The sequence below is a fragment of the Bacillus sp. SSR7 genome (assembly GCF_055902415.1).
On record NZ_JBVVXV010000007.1, the window covers coordinates 52,958 to 70,806 of the forward strand.

17 protein-coding genes and 2 pseudogenes are annotated in these 17,849 nt (G+C 33.7%); 17 read left to right on the top strand and 2 right to left on the bottom strand.

Going from position 1 to position 17,849, the window contains the following annotated elements:
• Window positions 1-199 precede the first annotated feature (199 nt).
• From AC0NJG_RS14745 to AC0NJG_RS14795, 11 genes and pseudogenes are all read left to right on the top strand, one after another.
• On the top strand, window positions 200-1,732 hold the full coding sequence (locus tag AC0NJG_RS14745; protein ID WP_474063182.1) for an NADH dehydrogenase subunit 5: 1,533 nt from the start codon (window positions 200-202) through the stop codon (window positions 1,730-1,732).
• A complete protein-coding gene (locus AC0NJG_RS14750; RefSeq protein WP_474063183.1) occupies window positions 1,732-4,356 on the top strand; it encodes a DUF2309 domain-containing protein in 2,625 nt (874 codons plus the stop codon). The genes AC0NJG_RS14745 and AC0NJG_RS14750 overlap by 1 nt, the downstream gene beginning before the upstream one ends.
• A gap of 79 nt (window positions 4,357-4,435) precedes the next feature.
• The gene (locus AC0NJG_RS14755) at window positions 4,436-4,957 is read left to right on the top strand and encodes a carbonic anhydrase (RefSeq protein ID WP_088328261.1); all 522 of its coding nucleotides are present in this window, start codon (window positions 4,436-4,438) and stop codon (window positions 4,955-4,957) included.
• Between the two features lie 308 nt (window positions 4,958-5,265).
• Window positions 5,266-5,628, top strand: a pseudogene (locus tag AC0NJG_RS14760) (alpha/beta hydrolase); the annotation flags it as partial.
• Between the two features lie 175 nt (window positions 5,629-5,803).
• Window positions 5,804-7,021, top strand: coding sequence for an NAD(P)/FAD-dependent oxidoreductase (locus tag AC0NJG_RS14765; RefSeq protein ID WP_474063184.1), 1,218 nt, complete (start codon window positions 5,804-5,806; stop codon window positions 7,019-7,021).
• Between the two features lie 215 nt (window positions 7,022-7,236).
• The gene (locus AC0NJG_RS14770) at window positions 7,237-8,760 is read left to right on the top strand and encodes an MDR family MFS transporter (RefSeq protein ID WP_474063185.1); all 1,524 of its coding nucleotides are present in this window, start codon (window positions 7,237-7,239) and stop codon (window positions 8,758-8,760) included.
• A 76-nt stretch (window positions 8,761-8,836) separates the two neighbouring features.
• Window positions 8,837-9,418 (top strand): PadR family transcriptional regulator, encoded by a 582-nt coding sequence (locus AC0NJG_RS14775; protein WP_087953190.1) that lies wholly within the window; start codon window positions 8,837-8,839, stop codon window positions 9,416-9,418.
• 110 nt (window positions 9,419-9,528) lie between these two features.
• On the top strand, window positions 9,529-10,959 hold the full coding sequence (locus AC0NJG_RS14780) for a cryptochrome/photolyase family protein (RefSeq protein ID WP_087953191.1): 1,431 nt from the start codon (window positions 9,529-9,531) through the stop codon (window positions 10,957-10,959).
• Window positions 10,960-11,105: 146 nt separating this feature from the next.
• Window positions 11,106-11,561 (top strand): TspO/MBR family protein, encoded by a 456-nt coding sequence (locus AC0NJG_RS14785; RefSeq protein WP_140421292.1) that lies wholly within the window; start codon window positions 11,106-11,108, stop codon window positions 11,559-11,561.
• A 103-nt stretch (window positions 11,562-11,664) separates the two neighbouring features.
• Window positions 11,665-12,375 (top strand): alpha/beta hydrolase, encoded by a 711-nt coding sequence (locus tag AC0NJG_RS14790; protein WP_087997113.1) that lies wholly within the window; start codon window positions 11,665-11,667, stop codon window positions 12,373-12,375.
• A gap of 177 nt (window positions 12,376-12,552) precedes the next feature.
• Window positions 12,553-12,990, top strand: a complete 438-nt coding sequence (locus tag AC0NJG_RS14795; RefSeq protein WP_087997114.1) for a hypothetical protein — start codon at window positions 12,553-12,555, stop codon at window positions 12,988-12,990.
• A 24-nt stretch (window positions 12,991-13,014) separates the two neighbouring features.
• Here the strand turns inward: AC0NJG_RS14795 and AC0NJG_RS14800 are convergent, their stop codons facing one another.
• The gene (locus tag AC0NJG_RS14800; RefSeq protein WP_474063186.1) at window positions 13,015-13,380 is read right to left on the bottom strand and encodes a YxeA family protein; all 366 of its coding nucleotides are present in this window, start codon (window positions 13,378-13,380) and stop codon (window positions 13,015-13,017) included.
• A gap of 302 nt (window positions 13,381-13,682) precedes the next feature.
• Between AC0NJG_RS14800 and AC0NJG_RS14805 the strand changes: the two genes are divergently transcribed.
• Both AC0NJG_RS14805 and AC0NJG_RS14810 read left to right on the top strand, forming a co-directional pair.
• Complete coding sequence (locus AC0NJG_RS14805) at window positions 13,683-13,898, top strand: hypothetical protein (RefSeq protein ID WP_474063187.1); 216 nt, start codon at window positions 13,683-13,685, stop codon at window positions 13,896-13,898.
• Between the two features lie 13 nt (window positions 13,899-13,911).
• Window positions 13,912-14,013 (top strand): annotated as a pseudogene (locus AC0NJG_RS14810) (hydrolase); the annotation flags it as partial.
• Window positions 14,014-14,142: 129 nt separating this feature from the next.
• Here AC0NJG_RS14810 and AC0NJG_RS14815 read toward each other — a convergent pair.
• The gene (locus AC0NJG_RS14815; RefSeq protein WP_254520543.1) at window positions 14,143-14,241 is read right to left on the bottom strand and encodes an acyl dehydratase; all 99 of its coding nucleotides are present in this window, start codon (window positions 14,239-14,241) and stop codon (window positions 14,143-14,145) included.
• A gap of 139 nt (window positions 14,242-14,380) precedes the next feature.
• Between AC0NJG_RS14815 and AC0NJG_RS14820 the strand changes: the two genes are divergently transcribed.
• The 4 genes from AC0NJG_RS14820 (at window position 14,381) to AC0NJG_RS14835 (ending at window position 17,691) form a co-directional block, all read left to right on the top strand.
• On the top strand, window positions 14,381-14,767 hold the full coding sequence (locus AC0NJG_RS14820) for a YflT domain-containing protein (protein WP_173601523.1): 387 nt from the start codon (window positions 14,381-14,383) through the stop codon (window positions 14,765-14,767).
• A gap of 85 nt (window positions 14,768-14,852) precedes the next feature.
• The gene (locus AC0NJG_RS14825) at window positions 14,853-15,254 is read left to right on the top strand and encodes a peptidase U61 (RefSeq protein WP_087997119.1); all 402 of its coding nucleotides are present in this window, start codon (window positions 14,853-14,855) and stop codon (window positions 15,252-15,254) included.
• 35 nt (window positions 15,255-15,289) lie between these two features.
• On the top strand, window positions 15,290-16,315 hold the full coding sequence (locus tag AC0NJG_RS14830) for a ParM/StbA family protein (RefSeq protein WP_474063188.1): 1,026 nt from the start codon (window positions 15,290-15,292) through the stop codon (window positions 16,313-16,315).
• Window positions 16,316-16,740: 425 nt separating this feature from the next.
• Window positions 16,741-17,691 carry a magnesium transporter CorA family protein gene (locus tag AC0NJG_RS14835; protein WP_474063189.1) on the top strand — a complete coding sequence of 317 codons (951 nt, stop codon included), beginning with the start codon at window positions 16,741-16,743 and terminating at the stop codon, window positions 17,689-17,691.
• Window positions 17,692-17,849 lie beyond the last annotated feature (158 nt).

Sequence of the window (17,849 nt, forward strand, 5' to 3'; positions counted from 1 at the left end):
TTATTGAAGTTAGTTGAAGTGAAACCGACAATCTCCATAATTCAATGATGATATAAAATCATTGAATTATGGAAGTTGTCGGTTTTTTTTATGGAAAAAACGATGTACGAAAAAGAGTGAATAAAAATTGAAATTAAAAAACTATCGTAATGAAAAGGAATTTTTATAGGTTATTTTCGTTTAGAAGGGAGTATTGTACATGTTAATTTCGCTAAGTTCATCAACACTGTTAATATTATTTTTTATCGCGCTTAGTGCTTCTTGTCTAAGTGGATTATTGTTATTACATGCAAGGATGCCTTTACGTTTTGTTCATATCCATATTGGTATCGCTGCATTGCCTTCATTGGTTTCTTTACTCGCACTTGTTAATCACAATGGAGATAGAGTTGTAGGGCCTTGGCATCTAGATATTTTAGCTTGGTTAATGGCTTTCTTCGTTCTTACAATTGGTTTAATCATTCAGCGATTTTCTGTACGTTATTTAATGGGAGATCGCTCATATCGAAAATACTTTTCACTTTTTACATTTACTACAGGTGTATCTTCGGTTGCATGGTTAAGTGATGATCTTCGCTTCATGCTTATTTGTTGGGGAGCAACTCTTATAGGATTGGTTCTACTCATAGGGCTAAATAAAGGGTGGAAAGTAGTTAGTGAAGCAACAAAAATTTCTAGTTATTTATTTACAATAAGCTGGATTGCGTTGTTATCAGCTATCATCTGGATGTTTCAAATAACTGGACAGTGGCAGTTAACATCAGTTTTAACGAATGAAAATGTAGCTCAATTTGGAACATTGGAGAAAACAGGAATTAACTTATTGATTATAGTAGCTGTGATAATTCCAGCAGCACAATGGCCTTTTCAGAGATGGCTAATTGAATCAGCCGTTGCTCCAACTCCTGTTTCTGCTATTATGCATGCGGGGTTAGTAAATGCTGGCGGTATCATGTTAACTAGATTTTCGCCACTGTTTCATGATGATATTGCACAAATCATTTTACTAATTTTCTCTAGTATTTCTGTCTTAATCGGAACAGGAATTAGCCTAGTTCAGGTTGATTATAAACGTCAGCTAGTGGGATCAACGATTGCACAAATGGGATTTATGCTGATTCAATGCGCATTAGGAGCTTATTTAGCGGCTGTTATTCATTTAATTTTACATGGTTTGTTTAAAGCTACACTGTTTTTACAAGCTGGTTCTTCCGTACAACGTTTTGGGGAAGTGAAGCAGTCTAATGAAAAAATGTCCAATTTATGGATGATAGTCGGGCGTGTTTTCGGATTATTTATAGTGATTGCATTTTGGTTTACGACTTCTGGAGAAGGGTATCAATTCGTTAGTGCGTTCGTCTTAGGGTGGTCATTATACTTTTCATGGAAACAGCTTGTTGTTTTTGGAGAGGGAAGAATGGGAAGAATTGTTGGCCTATTTATTTTAGCTGGATTTTCTCTCATTTACTTTACAGTTCATAATTCTCTTTATAAATGGTTGCATACTGACATGTATCAAAGCGTTCAACCTTCAGCTCCAGCCGTTATTTTTGTTATATGTCTCTTATTATTTGGTAGTGCTATTAGTACTCTCGTTACTCGTAACCAATCCTCTACTATATTTGCTGTAATGTATCTTTGGTTCGTTCGAGTAGGTGAGGCGAGACGAAAGTCAGTAGAAAGTCATCCAAGCTATCTGAAACATTATGTATCAAAGGGAGGTAATCAGTGATGGGCATATCGTCAATCGTAACGAAAGAAACTTTAAAAAAGAAAGAGACAAACATTGAAGTACAAGAAAATAATATGAATGATTTAGTTGAATCTGCTAGCCGAGTGATTGCACCACTTTGGCCGATTGCTACATTTGCAGCTCATCACCCTTGGATGGGGCTTGAAAAACAATCATTTGAACAAGTTGCAGATTGGTTAAAAGAAATTCGTAATGTGGATATATATCCGAGTGCTTCTATGATTCATTCGGCAAAGGCAAAAGGGGAGATTGAGGAATCATTTTTACAAAGTGGCTTGTCTCGTTGGCTTGATTCACAATCTTTTCATATCCCGCGAACGAAAGCGGAGCGTTTTTGCCAAGAAGCTTTAAAGTTAGAAAGATTACCTTCTAGTTTGTTATCATCGCCAGAATTAAATAAATTAGCAGAAGAAATAAGTTATATAAATACAGGGAGTATGAAAGACTCTTCTTTGCAATTAATCAGTTCACTTATAGAGAATCAAAAGGGTGAAAACCTATCTGATATTCTTAATTATCACATCATTAAATGGTGTAAATTATATTTGGATGACTCCGGGGCAAGCTGGACGATGCCAAACCGAAAGAAAGGCTTGTATCGTGCATGGCACCACCTTATTACATTTGATCCAGCGCTCAGTAAAAATGAGCGTAAAGTTTTAAAAGATTGGCCACAAGATGCCCAGGGAGCTTTAATAAAAGCATTATCTGAACTAGGAATTTCTGAATCTAACAAGCGAGCTTACCTTGAAGGGCACTTGCTTGCTTTGCCTGGATGGGCAGGAATGATACGATGGCGTTCCCAACAATCAATTCAGGAACAGGAACTTATGATTGAATATTTAGCAGTTCGAATTTCTATGGAGCTAGCCATTGTAAAACCTTATTTACCTATAAAAAATCTAAAGGTTGAGAAAAAAGTTGAGGTTGTCCCACTTATAGCTTCTTGGATCTATTGGGGGGATATTTCAACACGGGAATGGTTACAAATGTCTGCCGCTGAACAAAGCGAATTATTAACAGTTGCTTATCGTTTTGATGAAAATCTTCGCAGGAAACTTTGGCTGGAAGCTTGGGAACAGACGCATGCTGAGCAATTAAGGGAGAAGATCGCTTCTAAACAACGTGCAACGAATGATAAAAAACATGTATTAGCTCAATTAGCATTCTGTATTGATGTACGTTCAGAACCTTTTCGTCGTCACCTAGAAAAATTAGGTCCGTTCGAAACGTTTGGAATAGCCGGTTTCTTCGGGTTACCAATTGCGACTAGTGAACTAGGTAGTAATGACAGTCATCCTTCTTTGCCAGTTATATTAAAACCGAAACATCAAATAAAAGAACTCACGGATGAAAAGGAATTTAAAAATTATAAACAACGCAAGAAGATAGACAGCTCAGTAAGTTATACGTTTAAGACGATGAAACAAAATGTATTGACAAGTATGTTACTACCTGAAGTAAGTGGCCCTTTACTTGGCCTACAAATGGTGACAAGAAGTTTTGTGCCAAGAAGAGTAGGTAGTTTCCTTCGTAACCTTCGTAAAACGATGTTACAAAAACCCGATACAATATTCTCACTTAATCATGTTCATGATACAAAATGTGAGATACCGATCGGTTTTACGAAAGAAGAAAAAGTGAACTATGTGCGTCAAGCTTTAAAAATGGTGGGATTAACAGAAAAATTCGCGCCTTTAGTTGTAATGTGCGGACATAGTAGTCAAAGTACGAACAACCCTTATGCTGCAGCGCTTGAGTGTGGTGCTTGTGGCGGAGCAGCAGGAGGGTTCAATGCAAGAGTTTTTGCTACATTATGTAATCTTCCAGAAGTAAGAGAGGCATTGTCTGCTGAAGGCATTAAAATTCCTGAGGATACCATTTTTGCAGCAGCTGAACATAAAACAACAGTGGATGAATTGGAATGGATTTACGTCCCAAAACTTTCGGAAGCTGCGCAAGAAGCATTTGATTGTATTGAGTCGGTTGTGCCAAATGTGAGCCAACATGCAAACAGAGAGCGTTTAACACAATTACCTAATTTTAAAATGAAAATAAAAAATCCGAGTAAAGAGGCACATCGATTTGCAGAAGATTGGAGTGAAATACGTCCAGAATGGGGATTAGCCCGTAATGCATCTTTTATTATCGGACAGCGAGAATTAACGCAGGATTGTGACTTAGAAGGTAGGGCTTTCCTTCATAATTATGATTGGAAACAGGATGAAAATGGCGATATATTAGCTAGCATCATAGCGGGACCAGGAACAGTAGCGCAGTGGATCAATCTACAATATTACGCTTCAACTGTAGCCCCTCATTATTATGGTAGTGGGAATAAAACAACACAAACCGTAACGGCAGGTCTCGGTGTTATGCAGGGAAATGCAAGTGATTTGTTATCAGGCTTACCTTGGCAATCCGTAATGCAGTCAGATAGTGAGACGTATCACTCACCACTTCGTTTACTCATTGTAATTCAAGCGCCTACTAAATATATAGAACGTTTGCTAAAGAATGATTTCACATTTCGAGAAAAAGTTAAAAATGGGTGGGTTAGACTGGCGAGTGTTGATCCAGAAGGACAATGGAAAAATTGGTAACAATCATGTCATGAATAATCAACTATCGTTACTAGTTTAAAAGTTTCATAAATACAATCATGAAGAAGGAGTGCTATATATGAATGCAAAGAATAAAAAGGTTTTATTGTTAACAGACATTGAACACGGAATAGAGCCTATTATCAAACAAGTAACTAACGTTCAACGAGAAAACATGTTGACTATACACAGCTACGATTCTGTAATTGTACATCCTTATGGAGATATAATGAGATCTATTATTATTGCTATTTATGAAGAAAATGTGGAAGAAATTTTTGTTGTCGGAATAGAGGATAAAGAAACTAATGTAGTTAATCTACAAATTCAACGTGATTCCATAAAAAATAACAAGGAAATAGACTATCTCTTTAAAAATTGCATGCCTGAATTTTCAAGTGGTAGCCTTGAGGAATGGCTAAGTGGAAAAGAAAATGTTAGTGAAAATATTGAGAAGAGTATAGATATGATTCGTCATCATCCATTAGTACCTTCTCATGTTAAAGTTCATGGTTTCATGATTGATAAAACAGGTGGAAAAGAAACGGTTGTTAAAGTTCCTACTAATAAAGTAACGAAACAAATGCATTCTTATGTGTAAGTTATCGATAGATAAGCAACTTTTATTTGGACTTGTGTTCTTTGCAAAGAGCAAAAGAAATCTTCTATAAATGGGGATCTTTTGCTCTTTTTGTTTGAATTTTTAATGTGTTTTATAGGAGATATCTAATATGTACATAATAAAAATATATAACCTTTTGGATAAAATTTTAAGGACGGATTAGCAGGCGGGAAATAAAAATTTATGTTGTGATTTATTTTAAGATTATTATTAAAAAGAATGGAGATTCTTTAATTATGACAATAAAACAGTTAAAACCTAAAATAATATGGAAAAAAAGAATGCTGCTAACTATTCAAACATCTCCAGGTTATGCGAAATTAACCGGAATCGACGCTTAAAGGTATACTGCTATTTTGCGGTCCGTATAATATGCCTGCATTAGCTAAAATGGAAATCGCCTCTATTTATCAACACATTACAAAAGATTATCCACCAACGTTCATTACAGATGGAAATACTGCATCATTTGAAGAGCAAGCTAAAGCATTAGCTTCTACTTTACACATAAAGGAGTACCTGTAGATACACTTTTCTTCGATAAAAATATCTCTGGGAAGTTAGCGCATGAATTTCAATTTAAAATGAACACTCCAGCAGGTCAAGAAGCTTTTAACCAAGTTCTTAAATTTCTAAATGAAAATAAATAATATATATACTATTAACCTTTTATAAGCTTAGTTTAATACCAAATATGAGTGGACAAACATATTGTACTAATAATTTAATGATAGCAAGAATAATTTTGATAAGAAGTATATAGTAAGAATGATTTGGAGATACAGATGGGGATATAACTATTTTATTTAGGACGGTGCACTTTAAATGGATTTACAGACAGGGAAATTATATTGGAACACAACTTTTTCTAATACACCTTCTTACCCTCGGTTGGAAGAAGATATAAAATGTGACGTACTCATAATAGGAGCAGGGAGTTCCGGTGCTCAATCCGCATACTATTTAAGTGAATCAGATTTAAAGATTGTTGTCGTTGATAAAAGAAAGGTAGGACATGGAAGTAACCTTACAAATACAGCACTTATTCAATATTTAGGTGACAAGATGTTTTTTGAACTTGTAAATACATTTGGAGAAGAGTATGCAGTTAAGCATATGAAATTATGTGAACAAGCTATCAATGATATTGAATATGCTGATCAACATTTACCTTATTGCTCTGACTTTAAACGACGTGACAGTTTATATTATGCAAGTTATGAAGAGGATATAAAGAAATTAGAAAAAGAACTGTATTATTTACATAAACATGATTTTAAAGCGACTTGGCTATCAGAGGAACAAATTGGACAGAGATATCCATTTAAAAAACGTGCAGCTATTTATACGTATAACGATGGTGAAATAAACCCTTATAAATTTACACATAGTTTATTAAAACAAGCTTCTAATAAGGGAGTCCACATTTATGAAGATACGGAGATTGTTGGCAAAAAGTTAGCGGAAGAATGTGCTATCTTTTATACAAAGGGGGGCAATTCTATTACTGCCAATAAAGTAATTGTGGCTGCAGGATATGAAGGATTGGAATTTAAAAAGGAAAAGAATGCAACAATGATTAGCTCATATGCAATTGTTACTAATCCTGTGGAAGATTTATCTTCTTGGTATAAACGTACTCTCATTTGGGAAACTGCGAGACCATATATTTATATGAGAACTACTGCAGATAACAGGATTATTATAGGTGGGTTAGATGAAGATACAAACATTGCTCAAGAAAGAGATTCAAAATTAATCCATAAAAAAGAGAAATTAGTGAATGAATTTAATAAGCTCTTTCCAAATATTACGGTTGAACCTGAATTTTATTTAAGTGCTTTTTATGGTGGTACTCATGATGGTTTACCTATAATTGGAATGTATGAAGAGTTTCCAAATTGTCACTTTATCTATGCGTATGGAGATAATGGATTAGTATATAGTATGGCACTTTCTAAAATTGTTCGAGATGTAATTATTAGCGGTTCAAGTCCAGATTTGAATTTATATTTACAAACTAGACCAAAACTAAATGAATAAGCTGCATGTATGCAAAATCAAAGTAGTATAAAGAAGTGATCGTTTTAACGGTTTTAATTATTTTATATAGGAAGCAATTCTACATTTGTAATCTCTCCAATATATTTTGGGGGGATTTATTTTTTTATTGAAAAATAGTCTAATTAAACTATAATGGGTATATAGTTTAATTAGACTATTTATTCTGTTGGGTGTGAAAAAAGGAGGAAAGAGGTATGGTTGCAAAAGAGACCAACTTACGCTTAGTAATAGCTGGTTTAATGCTAGGCATTTTAATGGCTGCAATGGATAATACAATTGTTGCTACTTCAATTGGTACAATTGTCTCAGATTTGGGTGGATTGGATAAATTCGTCTGGGTTACTTCTGCTTATATGGTTGCAGTTATGGCTGGTATGCCTATTTTTGGGAAATTATCTGATATGTATGGTAGAAAGAGGTTCTATATTTTTGGTTTATTAATCTTCTTAATTGGTTCTGCATTATGTGGTACTGCGCAAAGCATTGTTCAGCTAAGTATTTATCGTGCAATTCAAGGTATAGGTGGGGGGGCACTTATGCCAATCGCTTTTACCATTGTATTTGATATTTTTCCTATTGAAAAAAGAGGAAAAATGACAGGATTATTAGGGGCCGTATTTGGTTCTTCAAGTGTATTAGGGCCTTTATTAGGCGCGTATATAACAGAAAATATTAATTGGCATTGGATTTTTTACGTCAATATTCCAATTGGTTTAATGTCATTAATTTTTATTTTAAAAGCTTATAAAGAAAATAATCCACCTACTAAGCAAAATATTGATTGGTGGGGGGCGATAACGCTCGTAATAGCAGTAATTAGCTTAATGTTCGCTTTAGAATTAGGAGGAAAAGAATTTAAGTGGGGTTCGATACAAATCATTGGGTTATTTACATCGTTTATTGTATTTTTTATTGGTTTCCTATTTGTAGAAAGAAAAGTGAAAGATCCGATCATATCATTTTGGATGTTTAAGCGTAAGGAGTTTGCAATATCTCAAATTATTACATTTTTCTATGGAGCAACATTTGTTATTTTAACAGTATTCATTCCTATTTTTGTTCAGGCTGTATATGGTGGAACAGCAACTAATGCTGGATTAATTTTAACACCAATGATGTTAGGTTCTGTCGTAGGTAGTGCCATTGGCGGAATATTTCAAACGAAAATTAGTTACCGCAACTTAATGTTATTATCTGTAATATCCTTTGGGATAGGTATGTATTTATTAGGAACGATGGATCCGCAAACAAGCCGTGCACTTTTAACGATATACATGATTATAACGGGATTTGGGGTTGGATTTTCGTTTTCTTTACTTCCTACAGTTTCTATTCATAATATGGAACCGAGATTCCGTGGTTCAGCTACTTCAACAAATTCATTCTTTCGTTCACTAGGTATGACAATTGGGGTAACGATTTTTGGCTCCATTCAAAATAGTACCTTTACAGCTAACTTAAAGGATGCTTTTAAGGGAATAGAACACGGTTCCAGCATGTTAAATAATCTAGGTGATCCAAGTGCAATATTTCGCTCAGATATAAGGGCTAGTATCCCTACTTTTATTCTTGAAAAAATTATAGCCGCTATGTCATCTTCGATTACTAGTGTATTTCTATTAGCTTTAATTCCAATTATCGTTTCGTTTATGGCAATATTATTTATGGGGAATGTCAAAGCTGGTACAAAGGATAATAAAGTGAATTTGAATTCATAAATTTTATAAAACAAAAAGATTCTTTGCTTATTTTTAGCTTATACTATTGGTATAGGTTATTAAGGAGTGGAGAGTTATGAATACAAAGCTTTTTATGCTGGGTCTTCTTATGGAGAAGAATAGGCATCCGTATGAAGTCCAGCAACTTTTAAAAAATAGTGAAATGAAATATTATATAAAAATTACAAAAGGCTCTTTATATTATACATTTGAGCAACTTGAAAAGAAGGGCTTTATAGAAGTTGTTGATATTATTCGTAATGAACAACGTCCTGAACGGACTATTTACGGTATTACTAAAAGTGGTAAACAAGAATTTGAGCATTTATTATTAGAGCAAATGATAAAGAAAGAGGATATGCATCGTCCTATATATGAAGCGTTACTTTTTGCACAATACGGGGAGGAACAATTAATTCTAGAACAGCTAAAAATTAAAATTTCTCAACTGACGTTATATCTTACTACTCTTCAAAAAGTATATGAAGAGAAGTGTGGAAAAGAGAGTTTAGCTAAGCTATATATATTATCTAGTGTCATTTTACATTTAAGAACAGAGTTAAAGATTTTACAGAGTTTATATAATAACGTAAAAAATGAAAAGATCGATAATATAGGAAATGATGTACTTAGAGAGATAGAAAATCAATGTTTATAATGAAGAAGATTATAAAATAGAAAGAACGATTGTTATAATCATTTAAAAATAACAGAAGTACTTGTTCGAATAAAGAATGAATTGTGCTTTAAGAATGGGAAAGGATAGCCATGCAAAATAAAATTATCGTTATGTTTCAAAAAGATTTTCGTTTATATGATAACCCAGCTCTATTTGAAGCTACTCAGTCTGGTGAGGTTCTTCCAGTATATGTACAAGATGAAGCTTTTTCAATGGGAAGTGCGTCAAAGTGGTGGTTGCACCATGCTGTAATAGATGTAAAGAAGCAACTTGAGGCATTGGGCTCTACTTTAATAATTCGTAAAGGAAGTACGGAGGAAGAAATACTTTCTCTCATAGAACAGTTAGGTATAACGGCTGTATATTGGAATATTTGTTATGATCCGGAGAGATTACAATCTAATCAAAAAATGAAAATGATGTTAGAAGATAAAGGTATTGCATGTAAGGAATTTAATTCGCATTTATTATTAGAGCCTTGGATGATTAAAAAGAAAGATAACACTGAATATAAGGTGTTTACGCCTTTTTATAATGCATTTCAAAAGCAGGTAATATCTAAACCTATTAGTAAAGTGCAGCGTATAAAATGGGGAAGTTCTTTACCAGCAAGTTTATCTGTATCAGAATTACACTTGCTGCCGACTATACCGTGGACATCTCATATGGAATCAATATGGGATCCGACAGAAGAAGGGGCATATAAAACATTCAAGAAATTTTTCTCTAGCAAACTGACCTCTTATAGTGAAGGAAGAGATTTTCCAGATCAAAATGTCCATTCGATGTTGGCACCGTATCTTTCATTTGGTCAAATATCAGTAAAGCTAATATATCATTACTTAATAAATAAAAGTAACGAAAAACAATGTAGTCTTTTTGAACAACAAGTGAATAGTTTTATACGTCAATTAATTTGGCGAGAGTTTTCTTATTACTTGCTATATCATTATCCATTTACAGTATATAAACCTCTTAATAAGAACTTTGAACATTTTCCGTGGGATAATGAAGAGCCGTTTTTAAGGATATGGCAGAAAGGTGAAACGGGGTACCCGTTTATTGATGCAGGAATGCGGGAACTATGGCAAACAGGTTTTATGCATAACCGAGCAAGAATGGCTGTAGCCTCTTTTCTTGTAAAGCATTTGTTAATTCCGTGGCAAGAAGGAGCAAAATGGTTTATGGATACACTATTAGATGCTGATATTGCAAATAATACAATGGGGTGGCAATGGGTTGCTGGAAGTGGGGCAGATGCATCACCGTATTTTCGTATTTTTAACCCGATCACACAAGGTGAAAAGTTCGATAAAGATGGGGAGTATATAAGAAAATGGGTACCAGAATTAAGAGATATGCCTAATAAATATATACATAAACCGTGGGAAGCACCTGAGCATATTTTACAAAAGGCCAATATAAAACTTGGTGATACATATCCTTTTCCGATTGTTGATCATAAGGCAGCACGAGAGAGAGCACTTTGTGCATATAAAAGTATGAAAGAATTTGTATAAAATAAACGAATCAATATGAATTTGAGACGTAAAGGTTATAATGAAAAGCATAAGAATGTCTATTTGCATATTAAAGTTGTATTCATTGAAAGAGCATACGAATCATATAGAGTTTCTAAAACCTTCTATTAAAAAGGAGAATGTTTATGAAAAAATCTAGTATTATAGTATTTTTACTAACATATGGTTTGTTTTATGTTTCTAGTATTGTATTTCCTATTGATCGCACTTGGTACGATGCGCTAGAAAAGCCGTCTTGGACGCCTTCTGGCATGACAATCGGAATGATATGGGCTGTATTATTTGGACTTATTGCATTATCAGTTGCAATTATTTACAACAACTATGGATGTAAGCCAAAAACATTTTGGTTTTTATTCCTTTTAAATTATATATTCAATCAAGCGTTCAGCTATTTTCAATTTAGCCAAAAGAATTTGTTTTTAGCAACAGTAGATTGTTTACTAGTCGCTATTACTACGTTACTTCTCATTATGTTTTCTTCCAATTTATCTAAAGTATCGGCATGGTTGCTAATCCCATATTTTTTATGGACTACATTTGCTACATATTTATCTTGGACCATTTATAGTATGAATTAAAGGCGTAAATGAAAACTTGAGCATAATAAAAATGCTCGAGTTTTTATGCTTATTAATGATAATCTAAAGTATAGAATATATACATCTTAGGGAGGCCATCTTTGTGAAGAAATGGATAAAAATTACGCTGTACTCTTTACTTGGTATTTTACTTATAGGAAGTATTACGTTTTTGACTTGGTCTCAGTTTACTTATAAACCGACGAAAGAGGCTTTGTCGTTAGTGGATGATAAAAAAGATGAAGATTATATAGCTTTTGGAGAGAAGGATGCTAAAATAGGGGTTATTTTTTATCAAGGAGCTAAAGTAGAAGCCGAGGCTTATAGTTACTTAGGGGAAGCACTTGCAAAAGATAGGTATTTTGTAGTAATGCCTAAGTTACCATTAAACTTAGCGATATTTGGAATCAATGAGGTAGACAGTGTAATTGAAAAGTATCCGGAAGTTCAAAAATGGTATGTTGCGGGGCATTCAATGGGCGGAGCTATGGTTTCTAAGTATGCCTCTCAGCATGAAGACAAGGTAGACGGAATCATTTTCTTAGGTTCTTATCCTGCAGATGACTTCTCTACGAAATCAATCCCGATGTTATCAATTTATGGGGAAGTAGATGCATTAGCAACTGTAGAAAAAATAGAGAACAATAAAAAGTTCATGTCAAAGAATACAACTATGCACATGATAAAAGGCGGAAACCATGCTCACTTTGGCATGTACGGTGAGCAAAAAGGTGATAATGCGAGCTTAATTACGCCGAAAGCACAACGAGATGAAACAGTGAAAGTAATGGAAGAATGGTTATTGAAACAATGATAATCAGTTTAATAAATCGATGGTGATTATAAAAAAAGATTCTTACTATGTAAGAGTCTTTTTTTAGTAATTGCTAGCACTTTTGATGTATATCCAGATTTTGAATGGATCAATTCGTATGAAATAACCTTATTTGGGTATAAATATTAAAAAATTGAAGGGGTTTAATATGAAAAAATGATAGCGGTTTTGTTTACTTGTAGCTTTCTTTTACTAGGTGTACAAGGGATGGCAAATGCAGAGGATTCTTTAAAAGAGATTTCCTATATAGAAAACAATGCAAGTAAAATCTTTGAAAATCCAAAAGTTTTTTATAGTAAAATTAAAAATCATACGTATCGTTCTTTCTATGTCCCTTTTCATGAAGCTGAAAATCATATACAGAAAACAGTTCTATATAAAGATTTACAATCGACTATGGAATCCGAAATAGGACCGTGGGTAAGTAAGACAGCGAGTACACAAGAAAATCCTAAAATTAATCCGAATAGACAAATTTACTTAATAGCATCATGGACAGAAACAGAAAAAATTTTCCGAGTAAAATATTTGATCGCTGATGCTGAAACAAAGACCACTCTTTGGACTGGAGAAAGTAAGGGAATGAAAAAATAAGCTGATAAAAAATCAGCTTATTTTTTATTTGTTTACTATCTTCAATTGTCCTCTTACTTTCTCCGGTATGTCCTTTTCAGAGATAACATCGTAAGAATACACATACTTTCCTTTTACTTGAATTTTCAAGTAAGTTTTTCTTATAAAATCATTAGGGGTGTTCGTTCCCACTTTATATTCTTTCTCATTGCTTAATTCATCGACACCTTTTAGTGAGTAAATAGCCCGGCCTTTATAATGATAATCTGGAATGCCATACCCCTGCGCAACGGCGTATACATTTTTTTCTTCAGCAATCGGATTAAATCTGTCTAAATCCCCGCGTAATATGAAAGGAAGTAAGTATATAGGAAGGCCTATTCCTATTATGCAAATTATAAATCTCATCATGGTCATTTCTCCTCTTGTTAAATTACTTATTTTTAAGTATAGGAAAAAATTCTTATGAATTTAGAAGTGAATTTCTTAAGTTTTTCTTAAATAGGTGTTTAAAGGAGAGATAACAGTGTATGGTTATTCTTTCGTGCAAATCGTATTATTTTTTATCCCGCGAAAATGTTTTTTTTCATTAGATAATTACTTTACCAATAATCGAGATGTTTGCGGATACATTTATTTTTGGGATACATAATTATATTTAGAGAATACCCAGTTACAGTATTTGAATTTTTAATAAGAAGGGGTGCGAAGGAATGAACTCACAGAGACAAGGCTATGCAGGCTGGTGGCAAGGCGGACACGGTGGTTGGCCGGGTGGACACGGCGGTTGGCAAGGTGGACACGGCGGTTGGCAAGGTGGACACGGCGGTTGGCAAGGTGGTTGGCCGGGCGGACATGGTGGCTGGCAAGGCGGACATGGTGGCTGGCAAGGTGGACACGGTGGTTGGCAAGGCGGACATGGATATTAAAAAGATACTATAAAATCATTTCTTTACAGAAGGTTATGGAGAAATAAGTAAACCGGATGAATATTATAATTCTGCTAATATCCCTAAGTATGTTATAAATGATATTGCTGCTTAGGTGCAAGAAAGATTGCAATTAAATTAGCAACCATATGTTTTAATAAATACTTTCTTTCTGCGACTAAAATAGAAACATTACTATTAGTTATATATTTTTTAAAAGCACTCTTTGAAAAGGAGTGTTTTTTTATTTTTCTAAATAGAAATTTTCTATAAAATAAGGGGCTTTCCTTTTAAACAAATCGTTATTTGTAACACTGCTATCAAAGGAAAGCGCTCGTGACATCTCTTTAATATTCAAAAACATTAATAATCTATCGTATGAAATTTTTGAAAATTTAGGTTTAACATCTTTAAAATAGGTGTATTACATATTACATAACAACTAAATAAGAAAATAAAAAATCTAAAGGAGGAAAAATACAATGCATAAGAATGAAAGAAAACCGGTGGTTCATGAATATGATAATGAACATGAAGTAGTTATGAAAGTAAAAGAGCTAGAATTACAAGGGATTCACCAAGATGACATTTACGTCTTAACACATGAAAAGCATCTAACAAAAAAGATTGCGGATGATACAAACATAAATACGATTGGAGTAAAAGAACAAGGATTAGGAACAAGTATTATCAACTTTTTCTCCAAAAAAGGGGACGAACTTCGAAATCAAATGGAAGAAATGGGGTTGTCGAAGGAGGAAGCTAACTTATATGAAGAAAAACTAGATCAAGGGAGAATTTTACTCCTAGTAACAGCTGAAGTACCAACGGCGAGTGATAGGCAGCCACAAAACTATCATTCTCTGTAATAGATTGCAACATCTGATAAATAGGTAAGGTAATGATTTTAGGTTGTAGCATGGAAAAAAATAAAAGTAGAGAAGGGTGAGAAAAATGAAACATACAATATTTAAATATGCTGTGATTGGGGTTACGACCGGAATCATGGTCTCCTTATTAAAAAAAGAAAATCGGAAAGCGATACAAACAACAGGAAAAAGCGTAAAAGACAAACTACAAGAAGGGAACATAAAGGAAACATTAGAGAAGGTAACTGAGACAAGTAAACAATTCTCTGTAAATGCAGCTAATGTTGCAAAACAAACATTACCACAACTGCTCACAGCCACACCAGTTGTCATTTCTACCATTAAAGACTTAGCAGAAAACGAAACGAACAAAAAGAAAACAGATGAAACGGATTACGAAATAAATGAAAATAGTAAGGAAATAGACGGGGAAAAAACGAAAAATGAAAAGAAATATGTGAAAGAAGGGAAAGAAGAGAGTGCCTAAATTTAACTCTAAAAATAGAAAGTGAGGAAAAAGGTATGAAATCTCTGTATGCAATTGACGTAGGAATTGGCTTTACTAAGCGGGCATACCGACAGGATGTAGATTCTGAGGTGACGATTAAGAGTGAGGCTTCTACACTAGCCCCTGTACCCAATCATGCTGAAAGTGAAGATTTAACAAAGGTAAGTTTTATAGACTTAGACTTTGCATACTACATGGGAGATGAAGCACATCAATCTGACGCTTCATTTCTTCCTCCATTTGGCGAAGAAATAGAAAATTATTATGAAAGCGAACGATTTAAACAACAAATATTTGGTTGCATTGCAAAGGATTATAAAGAAAATATCGTGTTGCCTTTAGTTGTTACCGGGCTTCCCGTTAGTTGTTTTGGTAGTCAGCATGAGCAATTACAACGTGCACTAAAAAAAGAAACTTCCGTGCAAATTGATGGAAAATTTATTACTATTACGGTGGAAAATGCTTTGATTCTTCAGCAACCTGTCGCTTTACATGCTTATTTCTTAAAAGAGGGAATCATTCAGGAACGAGATCGTATCTTAATTATTGATGGTGGATTTCGTACATTAGAAATGACAGATATGAAACAGAATGTCATTTTAAATCATTATGAGACAGAGCTAGGATGTAGCAAGCCTTTGAAAAATATTAAGAATATCGTGCAGAATCATGCGGGGGAAAGTAATCAATTGCATATTAACGACATGCCAAACATATTAGAAAAAGGATATGGGGGTCGAGAAGAAGATCCTCAAACAAGTCAGGTTGATACTTTGATTCAAAAAGAGTTGGATGCACACTTCCAAGATGTTATGCGTGTATTACAAGAACAATTTAAATTAGAACAGTACGATACTATTATTTGGACAGGAGGAATAGTAGATCTCCACAAAAAACGAATTGAAAAAATACAAGGTGAAATTTCTTCTTTCCGTATGGTAGACGCTTCGAAAGAGGCTGCACTTCATGGATATTATATGATTGGAAGTCAAGTATTTGACGACATAACCAATCAATCTGTATATGAATCTAAATTATAATAACGACCGAAATGGAGTTCGTTGAATAGACGTGCCAAATTATGTAGCTTCTTTTCCACATATAAAAAATGCTTTATAAGAAAAGATAAAAAGTGCTTATATAGAGGAAATGTTTAAAATTGCGAATAAAAATAACTAATATATAGGGGGTCTTCCTTTTAACAGAATAAGACCTCCTATGCCATTTATCCCGCTTTAATGGGCAGTAAGACCCCCACCTCAAAATTCAGCGAAAGCAAAGAATTTAGGTGGGGGTCGGGCTGCCCATAAAAGTCCGATTGGTGAGGGCTGATTAAAGTTTCACTTTATTTTGTAATTTAGTTGATCTAAAAACTTTTCCTCCAAGACATGAATACCTACATACAAATTTCATATTACGGATATGGCTCGATCAAACATAAAACTATTTAGAAAGGAAGAATAATATGGAATGCATAAAAATGACGAAATGGAGTTGGTATCATGTGAAAACTAGTGAGCTTGAAAAACTTTCTTCTATAATTCCTCGTGATGTAACATCTTATTTCTCTCAATTTATAAAGAAAATAAGTTCTCCTTGTGAAAATGGCTTATATGTTTATACGTTATCACCAAGTCAAACTTGTGTATATGGTTCGTTTTTATATGATCAAGATAAAAAGGACGCCAAAATTCAAAACTTTCTTCATTATTTCGTAGCTCATGGAATACTGATAACAGTTCAGGAAAAAGAGGAAGAGGATTTCCAAAAATTAATACATAATTGCCCTATCGGTACAAAAAATTGTAATAGTTCCGCTGAAGGATTATGTGCTATCTTATCAATGTTTATAGCTCACTACTTACGAAAGGTCGACTATTTCGAAAACAATTTTAGGAATGTATTATGGGATTTTTATCATCATAATAACATAGCAGTTTTAGAAAGAATTTATCATATTCGTCATGAACTATTTATGAACACACATGTGTTTCGCTTAATACAAGAAGTGTTACAAGGGCTGAAAGAAGCTTGGTTAGAAAACTTAACAAACACTCTTTGTTATAAACAAACAAACGTAAAATTAGAGCGTGGATTACAACTTGTTAAAGAGTACCAAGAAGAATTAGACACGATGATTCATTTACAAGAAGTTGTTTCTTCTCATCGTGGGAATGAAATTATGAAAGCTCTTACTGTATTAACTGCTGTAAGTACGCCTTTGACGGCCTTAGGAGCATTGTGGGGGATGAATTTTAAATATATGCCTGAACTAGAATGGAAATATAGCTATTTAATTGCTCTCTTATTTATTATTTTCACAACAGGAGGTATGTATATGTATATGCGATTCAAAGGATGGACAGGTGATTTATTACGAGTAAAGAAAAAGAAATCTTTTTTTAAATCCAATTAATCTTGTTTATAAAAAATATGATAGATATTAACCATACATATATGGCTAGTAATATTAATTGAGGTAGTATTATATCCCCATCAAGTTAAAGTTTTGATGCCCCCGTAATGATAAAAATGGTGAGTATTTATATGAAAGATTAGAGCTCTCCTTCTTGT

Coding starts and splice junctions, on each gene's coding strand:
- AC0NJG_RS14755 (WP_088328261.1), top strand. CDS start 4,436: ATGAATGCAAAGAATAAAAAGGTTTTATTGTTAACAGACATTGAACAC.
- AC0NJG_RS14830 (WP_474063188.1), top strand. CDS start 15,290: ATGAAATCTCTGTATGCAATTGACGTAGGAATTGGCTTTACTAAGCGG.
- AC0NJG_RS14775 (WP_087953190.1), top strand. CDS start 8,837: ATGAATACAAAGCTTTTTATGCTGGGTCTTCTTATGGAGAAGAATAGG.
- AC0NJG_RS14780 (WP_087953191.1), top strand. CDS start 9,529: ATGCAAAATAAAATTATCGTTATGTTTCAAAAAGATTTTCGTTTATAT.
- AC0NJG_RS14750 (WP_474063183.1), top strand. CDS start 1,732: ATGGGCATATCGTCAATCGTAACGAAAGAAACTTTAAAAAAGAAAGAG.
- AC0NJG_RS14815 (WP_254520543.1), bottom strand. CDS start 14,241: ATGTCACGAGCGCTTTCCTTTGATAGCAGTGTTACAAATAACGATTTG.
- AC0NJG_RS14800 (WP_474063186.1), bottom strand. CDS start 13,380: ATGATGAGATTTATAATTTGCATAATAGGAATAGGCCTTCCTATATAC.
- AC0NJG_RS14820 (WP_173601523.1), top strand. CDS start 14,381: ATGCATAAGAATGAAAGAAAACCGGTGGTTCATGAATATGATAATGAA.
- AC0NJG_RS14745 (WP_474063182.1), top strand. CDS start 200: ATGTTAATTTCGCTAAGTTCATCAACACTGTTAATATTATTTTTTATC.
- AC0NJG_RS14770 (WP_474063185.1), top strand. CDS start 7,237: ATGGTTGCAAAAGAGACCAACTTACGCTTAGTAATAGCTGGTTTAATG.
- AC0NJG_RS14835 (WP_474063189.1), top strand. CDS start 16,741: ATGGAATGCATAAAAATGACGAAATGGAGTTGGTATCATGTGAAAACT.
- AC0NJG_RS14805 (WP_474063187.1), top strand. CDS start 13,683: ATGAACTCACAGAGACAAGGCTATGCAGGCTGGTGGCAAGGCGGACAC.
- AC0NJG_RS14765 (WP_474063184.1), top strand. CDS start 5,804: ATGGATTTACAGACAGGGAAATTATATTGGAACACAACTTTTTCTAAT.
- AC0NJG_RS14825 (WP_087997119.1), top strand. CDS start 14,853: ATGAAACATACAATATTTAAATATGCTGTGATTGGGGTTACGACCGGA.
- AC0NJG_RS14785 (WP_140421292.1), top strand. CDS start 11,106: ATGAAAAAATCTAGTATTATAGTATTTTTACTAACATATGGTTTGTTT.
- AC0NJG_RS14795 (WP_087997114.1), top strand. CDS start 12,553: ATGATAGCGGTTTTGTTTACTTGTAGCTTTCTTTTACTAGGTGTACAA.